Origin of the sequence: Nereida ignava (assembly GCF_001049735.1) — a bacterium.
GTDB lineage: Bacteria > Pseudomonadota > Alphaproteobacteria > Rhodobacterales > Rhodobacteraceae > Nereida > Nereida ignava.
On record NZ_CVPC01000004.1, the window covers coordinates 77,429 to 91,944 of the forward strand.

At 55.2% G+C, this 14,516-nt stretch carries 13 protein-coding genes; 2 read left to right on the forward strand and 11 right to left on the reverse strand.

Annotation, left to right across the window (positions count from 1 at the left end; all coding sequences use genetic code 11):
- Positions 1 to 3: 3 nt before the first annotated feature.
- From NIG5292_RS04250 to xseA, 4 genes are all read right to left on the reverse strand, one after another.
- Positions 4 to 903 carry an EamA family transporter gene (locus NIG5292_RS04250; RefSeq protein WP_048598262.1) on the reverse strand — a complete coding sequence of 300 codons (900 nt, stop codon included), beginning with the start codon at positions 901 to 903 and terminating at the stop codon, positions 4 to 6.
- Positions 904 to 918: 15 nt separating this feature from the next.
- On the reverse strand, positions 919 to 2,244 hold the full coding sequence (gene ftsY, locus NIG5292_RS04255; RefSeq protein WP_048598263.1) for a signal recognition particle-docking protein FtsY: 1,326 nt from the start codon (positions 2,242 to 2,244) through the stop codon (positions 919 to 921).
- A 122-nt stretch (positions 2,245 to 2,366) separates the two neighbouring features.
- Entirely contained in the window at positions 2,367 to 4,067 is a 1,701-nt protein-coding gene (locus tag NIG5292_RS04260) for an NAD(P)H-dependent oxidoreductase subunit E (RefSeq protein ID WP_048598335.1), read from the reverse strand.
- A 153-nt stretch (positions 4,068 to 4,220) separates the two neighbouring features.
- The gene (gene xseA, locus NIG5292_RS04265; protein WP_048598264.1) at positions 4,221 to 5,813 is read right to left on the reverse strand and encodes an exodeoxyribonuclease VII large subunit; all 1,593 of its coding nucleotides are present in this window, start codon (positions 5,811 to 5,813) and stop codon (positions 4,221 to 4,223) included.
- A gap of 74 nt (positions 5,814 to 5,887) precedes the next feature.
- Here xseA and purD point away from each other — a divergent pair, with 74 nt between their 5' ends.
- The gene (gene purD / locus NIG5292_RS04270; RefSeq protein ID WP_048598265.1) at positions 5,888 to 7,150 is read left to right on the forward strand and encodes a phosphoribosylamine--glycine ligase; all 1,263 of its coding nucleotides are present in this window, start codon (positions 5,888 to 5,890) and stop codon (positions 7,148 to 7,150) included.
- Between the two features lie 13 nt (positions 7,151 to 7,163).
- Here the strand turns inward: purD and NIG5292_RS04275 are convergent, their stop codons facing one another.
- Both NIG5292_RS04275 and NIG5292_RS04280 read right to left on the reverse strand, forming a co-directional pair.
- The gene (locus NIG5292_RS04275) at positions 7,164 to 7,868 is read right to left on the reverse strand and encodes an FG-GAP repeat domain-containing protein (RefSeq protein WP_048598266.1); all 705 of its coding nucleotides are present in this window, start codon (positions 7,866 to 7,868) and stop codon (positions 7,164 to 7,166) included.
- The gene (locus tag NIG5292_RS04280; RefSeq protein WP_048598267.1) at positions 7,868 to 8,191 is read right to left on the reverse strand and encodes a 2Fe-2S iron-sulfur cluster-binding protein; all 324 of its coding nucleotides are present in this window, start codon (positions 8,189 to 8,191) and stop codon (positions 7,868 to 7,870) included. Before NIG5292_RS04280 ends, NIG5292_RS04275 begins: the two co-directional genes overlap by 1 nt.
- A 149-nt stretch (positions 8,192 to 8,340) precedes the next feature.
- On the opposite strand from NIG5292_RS04280, the gene NIG5292_RS04285 reads away from it, so the two are divergent.
- Positions 8,341 to 8,880, forward strand: a complete 540-nt coding sequence (locus tag NIG5292_RS04285; RefSeq protein ID WP_048598268.1) for a peptidoglycan-binding domain-containing protein — start codon at positions 8,341 to 8,343, stop codon at positions 8,878 to 8,880.
- A gap of 69 nt (positions 8,881 to 8,949) precedes the next feature.
- On the opposite strand, the gene NIG5292_RS04290 is transcribed toward NIG5292_RS04285, so the two are convergent.
- The 5 genes from NIG5292_RS04290 to gor all read right to left on the reverse strand — a co-directional run bounded on the left by NIG5292_RS04290 (position 8,950) and on the right by gor (position 14,386).
- Positions 8,950 to 10,491: a Do family serine endopeptidase gene (locus NIG5292_RS04290; RefSeq protein ID WP_082136630.1), complete on the reverse strand. Its 1,542-nt coding sequence runs from the start codon at positions 10,489 to 10,491 to the stop codon at positions 8,950 to 8,952.
- 155 nt (positions 10,492 to 10,646) lie between these two features.
- Positions 10,647 to 10,850 carry a DUF2065 family protein gene (locus tag NIG5292_RS04295; RefSeq protein WP_233488170.1) on the reverse strand — a complete coding sequence of 68 codons (204 nt, stop codon included), beginning with the start codon at positions 10,848 to 10,850 and terminating at the stop codon, positions 10,647 to 10,649.
- Positions 10,851 to 10,862: 12 nt separating this feature from the next.
- Entirely contained in the window at positions 10,863 to 11,747 is an 885-nt protein-coding gene (hflC, locus tag NIG5292_RS04300; RefSeq protein ID WP_048598269.1) for a protease modulator HflC, read from the reverse strand.
- Entirely contained in the window at positions 11,747 to 12,943 is a 1,197-nt protein-coding gene (gene hflK / locus NIG5292_RS04305) for an FtsH protease activity modulator HflK (RefSeq protein WP_177193435.1), read from the reverse strand. Before hflK ends, hflC begins: the two co-directional genes overlap by 1 nt.
- An 87-nt stretch (positions 12,944 to 13,030) precedes the next feature.
- On the reverse strand, positions 13,031 to 14,386 hold the full coding sequence (gene gor / locus NIG5292_RS04310) for a glutathione-disulfide reductase (protein ID WP_048598270.1): 1,356 nt from the start codon (positions 14,384 to 14,386) through the stop codon (positions 13,031 to 13,033).
- Between the last annotated feature and the right edge of the window lie 130 nt (positions 14,387 to 14,516).

Below are 14,516 nucleotides of genomic sequence, written 5' to 3' on the forward strand. Positions count from 1 at the left end.
TTGTTAGCCTCCCATTTCCACAATAACTGCACCAAGCGCGATCAGCGCCATCAAGCCTATCCGTCTTGGACCGACTGTTTCTTTTAAAAATATCCAGCCAATGAAAGCCGCAAAAACCGCTGAGGTTTCGCGCAGCACAGCCGCCTCGCCTACTTTATCAAGGCGCGTGGCCAACATCACCGCCCCAAAAGAGCCGTAGGCAATAAAAGCCCCCATCACCGAGCGCCCCATCAAACCACGCACATCAGGCCAGTCACCTTTACGGTAGCGCCACAGCATCAACAGCGGAAAATCCATCGATGTGAGCAGGAAAAACCATGCGATAAACGTAAACGGATCAGGCAATGCACGGATCGCGTAAGCATCATAAGTTGTATAGATCGCTACAAAAAGCCCCGTGCAGACTGCAAACCACAAAGCAGGGATGAGCGTATCGCGGCCACTATCAAGCCGGAAAAAGTTATACGCAGCCAGTCCAAAAATACCGGCCACAAGTGTGAAGACACCCAACCACTGAACGATTGTGAAGACCTCACCAAAGATCAAATAAGCGCCGATTACAGTAAAAAGCGGCCCCGTGCCGCGCATCACAGGGTAGACAACCGTGTAGGCGCCGCGTGTGTAGGCCATGGCGATAAGCACTTTGTAAATCAGGTGGATCACCACTGCACCGGCCATCAACCACCACGCACCACCTTCGGGCCACGGCACCAAAAACAGCGCGACGGGCAGCGAAATAACAACTAAACAGACATCAATCGACGCACGCGACAGCCATGGATCAAAGCGCCCTTTTTGCAACGCTCCAAAGACCGCGTGCAAGAACGCCGCAGACAGCGCAAGAACAAGCGCAAGTTGATGCCCCGCTTCTGTTCCCTCCAGCGAGACCAACCATTCACTCATATTTATTTTTCGCTTCTAAACATCCGCGCCGGTCAAGGCCGCCGCAAATTCTTCGGGGTCAAACGGGGATAAATCATCAATTTGTTCACCAACGCCAATCGCATGAATAGGCAAGCCAAATTTATCGGCAAGCGCGACTAAAACACCACCCTTTGCGGTGCCGTCCAGTTTGGTCATCACAAGGCCGGATACATCAGCAAGTTTTTGGAAAATCTCTACTTGGTTCACCGCATTTTGCCCCGTGGTCGCATCAAGCACCAACACCGTGTTATGCGGTGCATCAGGGTCTTTCTTACGAATGACACGCACGATCTTTGACAACTCTTCCATCAAATCAGCGCGGTTTTGCAAGCGACCAGCAGTATCAATCATCAACAAATCAGCACCATCGGCCTCGGCCTTGGTCATTGCGTCAAACGCAAGCGAGGCCGGATCAGACCCTTCGGGTGCGATCAAAACCGGCACATCAGCCCGTTCACCCCAAACCTGCAATTGCTCAACGGCAGCGGCGCGAAACGTATCACCGGCGGCGATGACCACTTTTTTACCTGCATTTTTGAACTGAAGCGCCAGCTTGCCGATCGTCGTGGTTTTGCCAGACCCGTTTACGCCGACGACCAGAACCACTTGGGGCTTTTTGGCATAAAGCGGCATGGGTTTGGCGACAGGTTCCATGATCCGCGCCACTTCAGCGGCCAGCAAGGACTTGATCTCAGCGGTCGAAAGGCGCTTACCAATGCGGCCCTCCGCCATGTTTGCGGTGACGCGCAGAGCCGTATCAACCCCCATATCTGAGGCAATCAATAACTCCTCAAGCTGTTCAAGCATATCGTCGTCGAGCACACGCTTGCGTGCGGAAGTTTGCTTGGCGCTTCGGCCAAAGACACGGCCCAAAAAGCTTGGTTTTTCTTGTGGGGCAGCAGGTATTTCGGCCTTGGGCGCCGCAACAGGCTCAGGCTCAGGCTCAGGCTCAGGCTCAGGCTCAGGCTCAGGCTCAGGCTCAGGCTCAGGCTCAGGCTCAGGCTCAGGCTCAGGCTCACGAGTTTCGATTTTGACAGCTACGTCAACAGGTTCGTTGACGAACTCCACCTCATCCCGCACGGCCTCATCTGGCACAACTTCATCCGGCGCAGATTGCTCTGACCCTACTTGTTCTGGCTCACTAACCGGTTCCGCTTCAAGCACGTCGCGGACTTGAACTACAGCCTCTGCAGCAACGGCTACTTCGGACTGCGGTTCTTCTTCAACCGTGCCACCATCCTCGACAATCGCATCCAACCCCTCCTCAAGTTTGGAGGAAGACTTAAAAAGCTTGGATTTCAGCTTATTGAAAAAAGACAAATCGGCTCTCCGAAAAGGGTTCAGTTAGTGATCTAACCCTTTGGCAGCGCTTTTGAAAGACGCCCGTTGCACCGCAAGGGCCAGACGCGCATTAATTTTGCGCACTGGCCCTACAGAAGTACTCAGATTTCGTCTTTGAAGTGTTCCATGACCAATTTGATCGGGTTTGGCGCCGCTTGTCCCATACCACAAATTGAGGCATCGACCATTGCGGTGCTCAACTCGGTCAGAAGGCCCTGATCCCACGTATCGGCCTGCATCAGCTTTACAGCCTTTTCGCAGCCCACACGGCACGGTGTGCATTGACCACAGGACTCATCTTCAAAAAAGCGCAGCATATTCAGCGCCGCATCACGAGCACGATCCTGATCTGACAACACCACCACAGCAGCAGAGCCAATAAAAGTGCCAAGCGGCTGCAACGTGTCAAAATCAAGCGGCACATCGTGAATGGAAGCAGGCAACAACCCAGAAGACGGCCCGCCCGGTTGATAGGCTTTGAAAACGTGCCCGTCTGCCATGCCGCCAGCCGCTTCAATGATATCCGTGATTGTAGAGCCAGCGGGCAGCAAATAAACGCCCGCGTTCTTCACACGTCCCGACACAGAATAGCTGCGCAACCCTTTGCGGCCATTCTTCTCAACGCTGCTCAAAATCTCGGGGCCTTCACGACAGATGCGCGCGACCCAATGCAGGGTTTCGACGTTATGGACCAGCGTTGGCTGGCCAAAAATGCCAACCTGAGCCACAAAAGGAGGCCGGTGCCGTGGCATGCCGCGCTTGCCTTCGATGCTTTCAATCATCGCGGATTCCTCACCGCAGATATACGCCCCCGCACCGCGGCGCAGGTCAATATAGCCTGCCTCAACGATACCCGCATCCTCAAGTGCCGCAATCTCACGGCGCAATATTTCAAGCACTGCAGGATACTCGTCACGCATGTAAATAAACGCCTTCTCAGCCTCAACAGCCCAAGCCGCGATCAACATGCCCTCAAGGAAAAGATGCGGTGTACTCTCAAGGTAATAGCGGTCTTTGAATGTACCGGGTTCGCCCTCATCACCATTTACAGCCAAGTAACGAGGTCCTGCGTTTGCGCGCACAAAACCCCATTTTGTGCCCGACGGAAAACCAGCACCACCCAAGCCGCGCAAACCCGAAGACAGCACTTTTTCTTGTACCGCCTCCCAATCGCCACTTTGGCGCAGTGATGTCAGGCTGTCGTAACCACCGGCGGCGCGATAGGCATCTAACGCTTCATAATCAGGCACATGGGCGTGTGTGTCACCCGCCGCGATTGCAGCTTCGACTTTGGCTAAATCAGCGTGGTCAATGTGGTTATGACCCAGCTCAAGTACCGGTGCCGTATCACACCGCCCCATGCATGGGGCGCGTACCACGCGAACTTCATCGGCATTAAGTCCCTTCTCCAACGCATCTTGCAGCGCTTGGGCGCCTGCAAGCTCGCACGAAAGACTGTCACACACCCGGATGGTCAGCGCAGGCGGCGGGGTCTCGCCTTCTTTGACAACATCGAAGTGGGCATAAAACGTCGCCACCTCATAAACCTCGGCCATGGACAAACGCATTTCCTCGGCCAAAGCACGCAGGTGCGCCGCGGACAAGCAGCCGAATTTGTCTTGGATCAAGTGTAAATGCTCGATCAACAGATCACGGTCGCGGGATTTCCCGACAAGCAGGCTTTGCACTTCGCCCCACGCAGCATCATCAAGCTGACGGCCTTTGGTGTGGCGGCGGCCCCTGCCTTTGCCCGATTTCCAAACGCCTTTGCCTGCGTCCATATCCTTGCTGTCCAATGCCATTTTGCGCATCCCCCGAAAAATCTATTTTCTTGTAGCCCCGTTCACAAACTGCGGTCAGGGGCAAAAGCGACATTTAGCAGGGCCAAGCGGACGCGGAGCGTGTCAAAGCAACAGCCAACGCCGCGAGCGCACCAACCACGGCAATATGCACACCTAAAGCAGCGTGCCTTGTTCAGGCGGGGTGTCATCCTTTTTGATCCGTTTTTTGGGCGCAGTAGATGGCTTTTTCACAATCGCTTCCGCACCCCGCGATCCCGTGGCGGACCCCAGGGAAACGCGGCCATCTTTGAACTGAATTTCCAAGGCGTCAGAAGCGCGCGCATCATCCACTTGCGTAATGACCGCACCTGCGCTGCGCACCACAGCAAAGCCGCGTTCCAACGTGGCCTCATACCCCAATGTTTTGCGCAGTCTTTCAAGCCCATCAAGCGTCGCACGCGCAGTTGTGATGCGTTGCGTGGCCCCACCGCTCATCTTGATGCCAAGCATCCCAGTGCGTTCGCGCTGGCGCGTGATTTCACTTGCAACCACCGCAGGGCGCAAACGCGCACTTACGCCAGCCAATGCCTCGCGGCGGCGTTCCGTTTTACGCGTCAACGCAGGCACCAATTGGCGCGCGCGATCATCTGTGCGCCTGCGTGCTTCGCCGATCCGCGCGCTCAGCACTGTGGGGCGCACGCCACCAGCAACATCAGCCAGAGCAACCCGTTTAGTACTGACAAAACGGTTCAGCGCGCCATCCAATCTGTCAGAGGCCGCATCCAAACGTTGGCGCTGGTCTTCGGTCAACCGCTCGGGCCGCGGCAGACCACGGGCCAGATCACGCAGGCGGTCCGCACGACGCGTCATCCCGTTTGCAAGGCCGCGTGACAAACGCCCGCCGCATTCGTTTACAAAGGCCAGCATATCAAGGCGTACAGGCACCGCCATTTCCGCCGCCGCCGTTGGCGTGGGCGCGCGCCTGTCCGAGACATAATCGATCAATGTCGTGTCAGTTTCGTGCCCAACAGCAGAGATGAGAGGAATATCACTGGCCGCAGCCGCGCGCGCCACATTTTCCTCATTAAATCCCCACAGGTCCTCAATGCTGCCACCACCACGTGCGACAATCAAAACGTCGGGCCGCGGAAGCGCGCCACCAGGCGTCATGGCGTTGAACCCCTCGATCGCACGGGTCACTTCAGCAGCACAATTCGCACCCTGAACGGCCACAGGCCAGACCAGCACTTTGCGTGGAAAACGATCACGCAACCTGTGCAGAATGTCACGGATGACAGCACCGGTTGGCGAGGTCACAACCCCGATAACATCTGGCAAAAATGGAATATCGCTTTTGCGCGCGGGATCAAAAAGCCCCTCAGCGGCCAGCTTGGTCTTGCGCTTTTCAAGCATGGCCATCAACGCACCAACACCGGCCACGCTGACGTCTTGAACGTTCATCTGATACTTTGACTGGTTCGGAAATGTCGTCAGCCGACCAGTGGCCACAATTTCCATACCCTCTTCGGGGATCACATTCAGGCGCGCGACTTGGGCTTTCCAAGTGGTGCAGCCAAGCACGGCGCGGTCATCTTTGATGTCGAAATAAAGATGTCCTGAGCGCGCATGCATCACACGGCCCACCTCGCCTTTGACGCGAACATGCCCAAACGCGCCCTCAACCGTCTTTTTGACCGCGCCCGAAATTTCGGAAACGCTAAACTCTGGTGCGTTTTCACCGCTACGGGGGTCGTCGATCAAATCCATCACAGGCCGTTCCTTGTGCATCACTTCACACCAGCTTAGAACGCACGCAAACCAAGGCCAAGGGGAACTGCGCGATGAACATTCTTATTCTGGGAAGCGGCGGACGTGAGCATGCGTTGGCGTGGGCTGTAAAGCAAAACCCCAAATGTGACCGCCTGATTGTGGCCCCCGGCAACGCCGGCATCGCACAGATCGCCGAATGCGCCAACTTTGATATCAACGACGGCCCGTCGGTTGTGCAATTTGCCACAGATCACAGCGTTGATTTTGTCATCATCGGCCCCGAAGCCCCTCTTGCGGCGGGTGTGGGTGACAGCTTACGCGCGGCGGGCATCTTGACCTTTGGCCCCTCTCAAGAAGCGGCAAAGCTGGAAGCGTCCAAAGCCTTTACCAAAGAGCTATGCGATGCATGTGACGCACCCACCGCGGCCTATGCACGTTTTGACAGCGCAGCACCGGCCAAAGATTACATCCGCGAGAATGGTGCCCCTATCGTGGTCAAAGCTGATGGGCTTGCGGCAGGTAAAGGCGTGATTGTCGCAATGACCGAGGCCGAAGCCCTTGATGCGATTGATGATATGTTCAGTGGCGCATTTGGCGGTGCTGGTGCCGAGGTCGTGATCGAAGAATTCATGGAGGGCGAAGAAGGCTCTCTATTTGTGCTTTGTGACGGGGAAAACGTGCTGAGCGTGGGCACTGCGCAGGACCATAAGCGCGTAGGCGACGGGGATACTGGCCCGAACACTGGCGGCATGGGCGCCTACTCGCCAGCGCCTGTTTTGTCCGCATCTGTTGAAGCGCTTGCGATGGAGACGATCATCAAACCCTGCGTCGCCGAAATGGCGAGACGCGGAACGCCTTACCAAGGGGTACTTTATGCGGGCCTGATGATTAAAGACGGCCAGCCGCGATTGGTGGAATATAATGCGCGCTTTGGCGACCCGGAATGTCAGGTATTGATGATGCGCCTTGGGGCGCAAGCACTGGATTTGATGCTGGCTTGTGCTGATGGCACGCTTTCGTCAGCACAGGTCAACTGGGCCAATGACCACGCAATGACCATCGTGATGGCCGCAAATGGCTATCCGGGCGATTATGCCAAAGGCACAGAAATTCGCGGCCTAGACGCCTTACCTGAAAGCAGCACGCAAATGTGTTTTCACGCTGGAACCGCACAGAAAGACGGTGCGATTGTCGCCAACGGTGGACGGGTGCTGAACATCACAGCGCGCGGCGCAACATTGGCCGAGGCTCACAAAGCGGCTTACGCGATGCTGGACAAAATCGATTGGCCTGAAGGGTTCAGCCGGAGCGATATCGGTTGGCGCGCCCTTTAAGGCGCATCATAATTTAACAGCCTTCAAGACTTTGGCGCCCAGCAAATGGGCCCAAATCACGACTAACGAGCGTGCCCGCCTGAAGCACGGTCCCCATGCGACGTGACCAATCTGCGTTGGCGGTAACGATCGTAGGAATGCCCTTACACTGGATCAACGCGCCGGAAATAAAGTCTTCGCCGATGCGGTGATTGGTCAAACCCGACGCGCGCGCCAACGGGCGAAGATCACCGTTCACAAAAGACCAAACTCGCAGCTCTTTGGCCAAATGCGGGCGGTCAATATAAGCAATCTCGATTATTCCGTCGTCGTCCAAATCAGCCGCGCCAATTGGGGCAAGCCACCTGTTCGTGCGCCCGATATGAGGCGTCTCAGCCAGTTTGCCAGCAGGGCCATAAACCGCAAGCGCCGCACCGAGTGCGACATCTGTTTCAATCACCACAACCTCGGGCAAGCCGTCTCCGGTTACATCCCAAAGCCGTGGGGCAATGTCTTCAAACACGTGACTGACGGGTAACGTAATGCTGCGTGTCAGGCGCTTACCGCTGCTCGATAGAACGGTGATCTGCAAGCCACCGAATTCAACCGCATCCCCAAGCACCCCATGAGCGTAGCGTGTTGTGGGGTCGGTAAAGCGCGCCGCTTGGATTGTCTGAGCCGCGCCACTGCCCGCTAAGCAGATAAACGTCGCGACCAACCAAGCGGCGCGCCAAATCATTAAACTTGCTTTTCAGGCATCCGGACAATCAGCCCGTCCAGCTCGTCAGTCACTTTCAACTGACAGGTCAAGCGCGACTGACCTGGTTTTGCTTCAAACGCAAAGTCGAGCATATCTTCTTCCATCCCGTCCAAAGCAGGCAACTTATCAGCCCATGCAGGGTCCACATAAACGTGGCAAGTTGAACACGCACACGCGCCACCACAATCCGCTTCGATGCCTGGAATGTTGTTGTCACGCGCACCTTCCATAACCGTAAGGCCGTTCGAAACTTCGACAACATGCTCGGTGCCGCCAAATTCAATATAGGTAATTTTCGCCATGAGATGGCCTCCAGTTTAAATATCTGGCGTAAGATGTAGCGGCGCGCTGAGGGTTTTTCTAGAGCGAAGGTCATAGGGTTTGCGATGAGGCCGCAGATTACCCTATCATGTGCCAAGATTTATCTCGGATTTAGCCGTCAGGACCCCAAATGCGTCTTTGTCACTTCAACAAATTGCCTAACATTCTGGGCCTTGGAGTGCTTGCAATTTCTGCGGCCTGCACGCCTGTTGAACAGCCTATTCGCGCAGACCAAGCTACCGCCGCGTTTGGCATTGGGCCACCCAACGCCGAAGATGGGATTTGCTATGGCCGCGATGTAAGCCCCGCTGTGGTGGAAACAGTGACCCAGCAAGTTCTGGTGCAACCCGCACAGCTCAGCAGCGATGGAACTGTGCTGTCACCGCCCATGTATCGCTCTGAAACATTGCAGCGGATTGTAACAGAGCGCAAAGAGTTATGGTTTGAAGCGTTGTGTAGTGACGAACTAACCCCGACGTTTGTGTCTTCAGTCCAGCGCGCCTTAGCGGCACGCGATATCTACTCAGGCGCAATCACAGGCAGTCTGGATCTTAGGACACGCATGGCGATCCGGCGCTATCAAAAAGCGCAGGGCCTTGATAGCGCACTTTTGTCCACCGCCGCCGCGCGGCAGTTGGGGCTCGCCCCAATTAAACGCGAACTACGGTGATCCATAAACCAATAAAAAAGGCGCGCCAGAAATTGACGCGCCTTTTCAATTTTTCACATCGTGCGATGATTAGTCGTCTAGAGACAACGCCAAAAAGCGAGGCTGCCCATCACGACGGATGAGGAGCAGTAGTGACGTCCGCCCAGCATCGCGTGCATCTGCAACACGGTCTTCAAAATCACCGACAGTCTCAAGCTTTTCTTGCCCAGCCTCGGTGATCACATCGCCCGCACGTAGTCCCTTCGAAAACGCCTCAGACGCCTCATCAAGATCAACGACAGCCAGACCCGCCGCACCTTCACTTAGTCCAAGCTCTTGACGCATATCATCGCTCAGTTCTGACAAAGTCATGCCGAGAATGTCCAAGCTGTCTGGCTCTTGCGGTGTATCATCGCCAGATGCGCTAGCCGCTTCCGCCGCCTCACGACGGCCCAAAGTGACACGCAGCGTTTCACGGCTGCCGTCGCGTAGCACAACCACGCGGACCGTCTTGTCCACGTCGGTGTTGCCCACACGGCGCACAAGGCCACGGGTGTCCTCAACTTCATCACCGTCGAAATTCAGAATAACGTCGCCTGCTTGAATACCCGCGTTCTTAGCCGGGCCATCTGGCACATCCGTGACAAGCGCCCCTTTCTCATTTTCAAGACCTTCAATCGCCGAAACCATATCAGGCGCGATGTCTTGGATACGCACACCCAACCAACCGCGACGGGTTTCGCCGTATTCTTTCAGTTGCGCCACAACGCGGGTCACAACGTCAGATGACATCGCAAAACCGATCCCGATTGACCCACCGTTTGGCGACAGGATCGCTGTGTTCACGCCAATCACTTCACCGTCCATATTGAACAATGGTCCGCCCGAATTGCCACGGTTGATCGCCGCATCTGTCTGGATGTAGTCATCATAGCTTCCCTGAAGGGCACGATTACGCGCAGAAATAATGCCCGCAGAAACCGAGAACCCCTGCCCAAGCGGATTACCCATCGCAAGCACCCAATCACCCACACGCGCGATGTTGCTGTCCCCAAACGGCACATGGCGCAGTGGCGTATCTGCATCAACTTTCAGAAGGGCGATATCAGTGTTCTTATCTGTCCCAATCAGTTCTGCGTTCAACAACTCGGTCGGCTGGCCGTCGCCGGGGAAAAATTCAATCTGGATTTCATCAGCACCCTCAATGACGTGATTGTTGGTGACAATGAACCCGTCCTCGGAAATCACAAAGCCAGATCCCAACGCAGACGATCGGCGGGGTCCGTTATTGCGGGGGCGGTTGTTGAAGAACTCTTCAAAAGGCGAGCCTTCAGGTACGATCCCTTGGGGACCGGTCCGGCCCGCGATAACTGTGGACGTGGTGATGTTGACCACTGCGGGGCTAATTTTCTCTGCCAAATCAGCAAAACTTGCAGGGGCGCTGCGGGCATTTGCTGGCATCGATGCCAACACAATTGCGCAGAACGCCAACAATGCCGTCAGGGCGACAGCAAACATCGGCAGGGACATTTTTAGTTGGGTCGCTACTTTGACAGCACTTCGGGCAGGCTGTCTGCGGCTAGGAAGGTTTTTCGCCAAATACTGCAATGTAAACTCCTCGTTCGACTGCATGTTTTGCATAGGTCAGATTGCATCAAATGCGGGGACCGTTCCCGCTGTGAACTTAGAAGTAGGGACGTTTGTGCAAATGGCCAAGTCTTTGGGCCGGATATAACGGTGCTGTGACTATTGTTGCGCGGATTTACGCCGCGCAAAATCCGCCATTGTCACGATAAAAACCACAACAATCCAAGGCCACTGAGCATGGAAAGAAGGCCAATCAAACGGCGTGCTTCAAGGGGCATGTCGCGCAGCGCCTCTAAAAGTTGCTCCACTATTTTGGGAAAGAGCGCATAGACCAGCCCCTCCACAAAAAGCAAAAGGCCCAACCCCAAAAGAAGGAGCTGGGCCAATGTTAAATCAACAAACACGAGGCGTTCGCCTTAGTTTGCCGATGCGCCCGTGTCGGAGCGCAAGTAGTTGAAAAACTCACTATCGGGAGACAACACGAGGGTCGAGTTACTGCCCTTGATTGCTTCTTCGTAAGCGGCAAGTGAGCGGTAGAATTCAAAGAACTCCGGGTCCTTCGTGTAGGCTTCCGCAAAGATGCGGTTACGTTCCGCATCTGCTTCACCTTCAATGATCCGCGCATCTCGTGTCGCTTCAGCAATGATCTCATCGTATGTACGATCAGCAAGCGCACGCACACGTGATGCGGCCTCACGGCCACGGGCACGTTCGTCGGTTGCTTCACGGTCACGCTCGGCGATCATACGTTGCAGTGTCGCGTCAAAGTTTTGCTCAGGCAGGTTTGTCTGACGCAGGCGCACCTCAACAACCGCAAGACCCAACGCGTCCGCACGTGCGGCAGCTTGAACGCGAATGTTTTCCATCAAGGCACTCCGTTCAGGTGACAGAATAGTGTTGGATGTCACACCTTCTGAACCCAAAACCGCACGGATCTGACCGTCAAGAATGTTTTCAAGCTGTGCTTCTGCTTCGCGCAGACCGCCAAATGAAACCGCTTGACGGAACTGGATGATGTCAGCAATCCGGTAGAGAACGAACGCATCTACCTCCAAACGCCGGTCATCCGCAGGGGTGACCTCGATCGTGGGTGTTTGCAGCGACAAAATACGATCTTCGTAGCGCACGACTTCATCAAGAAGCGGCACTTTGAAGCCCAAACCTGGCTCTTCAACCACGTTCACGATCTGACCGAACCGCAGCACGAGTGCTTTGTTACGCTCATCAACAATGAAGATCGACGAAAGGGCCGTTGCCACGACGATCACGAGAATAGGCAAGATATAAATATTCTTACGCATTAGTTTGATCCTCCACGGCGCAGGTCATTGAGAGGCAGGTAAGGCACAACGCCTTGTCCACCACCGCTGCTGGTGTCTTCAAGAATGATCTTATCCACGTCACCCAAGACGCGCTCCATCGTCTCAAGGTAAAGACGGGTGCGGGTCACATCGGGGGCTTGCGCGTATTCAGTCAAAACGGATGAGAAGCGTGACGCCTCACCGATGGCGCCGTTCACTTGGCGCGCGCGATACGCTTCAGCTTCCTCTAGAACCCGCGCAGATTCACCACGTGCATCCGCAAGGCGTGCGTTTGCATAGGCGTCTGCTTGACGCTCAACGCGGTCACGCTCTTGTTCGGCGGCCTGAACATCGCGGAAAGCGTCAATAACGCTGACATTTCGGGTGTTACCGTCATTATCAGTTAGGGCGACCTGCTGGCTTGGCGGGTCCACTTTGTTGAAGTTGACACGCACAATGTTGATACCACTGTCGCGGTCATCAAGGGTACCTTGGATACGGGTGCGCACCTCGGCTTCAATCGCTGCACGGTCACGGTTCAAGATTGGCGCAAGTTCCGACTGTGCAATAACTTCGCGCATTGCCGCTTCCGAGATTGAAACGACTGATTGACGTGGATTAGCCAAGCTAAACAAGAAATCTTGCGCGTTCTTGATGTTCCAAACCACTTGGAAATCAATATCGACGATGTTTTCATCAGTCGTCAGCATCAAGCCATTGTCGCCGTTTGTGCCACGACCAACGCCAATGTCTTCGGTGCGGTTTGTGGTCACGTTGAACACTTCTGCTGTCACAAACGGCCATGGGGCAAAGTTTAGACCTTCGGTGCCAACACCGCGGAATTCACCCAAGAAAAGCTCAACGGACTGTTGTTCAGGACGGACCGTGTAAAACGATGCCATGCCCCACAGAACCAAACCAGCCAACGCGGCAAGGCCAAACGTACCGCGGGTCAGCATAGGCCCACCGCCTCCGGTGCCGTTGCCGCCTGAACCAGTGCCACCGCCTTTGCCACCCATCAGGACGCGCAACTGCTCTTGGCCTTTTTTCATCAGCTCATCAATTTCCGGGATTTGCGCGCCCTCGTTTGGACGCCGTCCACCGTTCCCACGGTTTCCGTCATTTCCCTGTCCACGGTCGTCGCCGCCGCGATTTCCGCCTCCGCCACCCCAAGGGCCGCCGTTATTTCCAGCCATGTATGAAAAGCTCTCTTCGTTAAGTAATGGGTCGGTATGCCACTCTATGTGGGCGATTGTGGCGTGATTTCAAGCAACTTCCGCCGATCAAGTGCTGCGCACAGGCGTTTTCATTGTCACCAGTTCTTCCGACATGGTCGGGTGAACGGCGCATGTTTGGTCAAACTGCTCTTTTGTGGCGCCCATTTTCACGGCAATACCTGCCAGCTGGATCAACTCACCCGCGTGAGGCGCGACAATATGACAGCCCAAAACAACCCGCGTTGCCTTTGAAACCACCAGTTTCATAAGAACTTTGCCTTGCCCTTCCGCGAACGCGGTTTGCATCGGACGGAACGAAGTCGAGTAGACCTCAATCGGCTCTTGCTTGGCCGCATCTTCCTCTGACAGGCCAACTGTGCCCATCTCAGGCTGTGTAAAGATCGCCGATGGGATCAACTCGTGATCTACGGCAGTTGGGTTGTCATTAAACACGGTTTCCACAAACGCCATACCTTCGCGGATCGCGACTGGCGTTAACTCTACACGCTTTGTGACGTCACCTACCGCATAAATATTTTCAACACTGGTGCGTGAAAACTTATCAACTGTAATCTGACCGCTTGAGCCTGTGGCAACCCCTGCCGCGGCGAGACCCAAGTTATCTGTCAAGGGCCGGCGGCCCGTTGCAAACATCACCACATCAAACGTCGCATCAATACCGTGGGTGCCTTCGACAAAAATTCCCGCATCCGTTTTCTCAAGCGATGCAGCACTCGCGCCGGTGACCAAATCAACGCCTTTCTCGCGCATTCCTTCCGCCACCAAGTTGCGCGCTTCTTCATCAAAGCCGCGCAGGATTTGCTCGCCGCGATACCACTGGCTGACCTTTACACCGAGGCCGTTCATAATGCCCGCAAATTCAGACGCGATATAACCGCCGCCGATGATCAGCATCGTCTTGGGCAATGTCTCAACATGGAAAATATCGTCGCTGACAATGCCTAATTCGGCGCCAGCAATATCAGGCCGCGTTGGCGTACCGCCGGTCGCGATCAAAATAGTCTTTGCCGTGACACGTTCACCATCATTCAACTCAACTGTGTGCGGATCCACCAGCTTTGCAAAAGCGTCAAAGATTTTAACATCAGAATTGTCCAACAAGCGGCGGTAAATGCCCTCAAGGCGATCCAACTCCGCAACTAATTTGCCGTGAAACGTGCTCCAGTTGAAATCACCAGCGGTCACATCCCAACCATAATTGCGCGCGGCTTCAAACGTTTCGGGGTACTCTGATGCAAAGACCATCAGCTTTTTGGGTACGCACCCGCGGATCACACATGTACCGCCCAATCGAGACCCTTCGGCCAAAGCCACTTTGGCACCTGTTGCCGCCGCAACCCGTGCTGCTCGCACGCCGCCAGAACCGCCACCAATGACAAACAAGTCAAAATCATATGCCATTCGACGGCCCTTTTCTTTTTGTTCAGTAACACACAAGCAGTGTCACCACCTGCGCGTTTTCATTTTATGTCCTGCACCAGTGTGCACACGGCCGCTTGGCAAGCGCAAGCCGCGCGCGCTATCGATCACA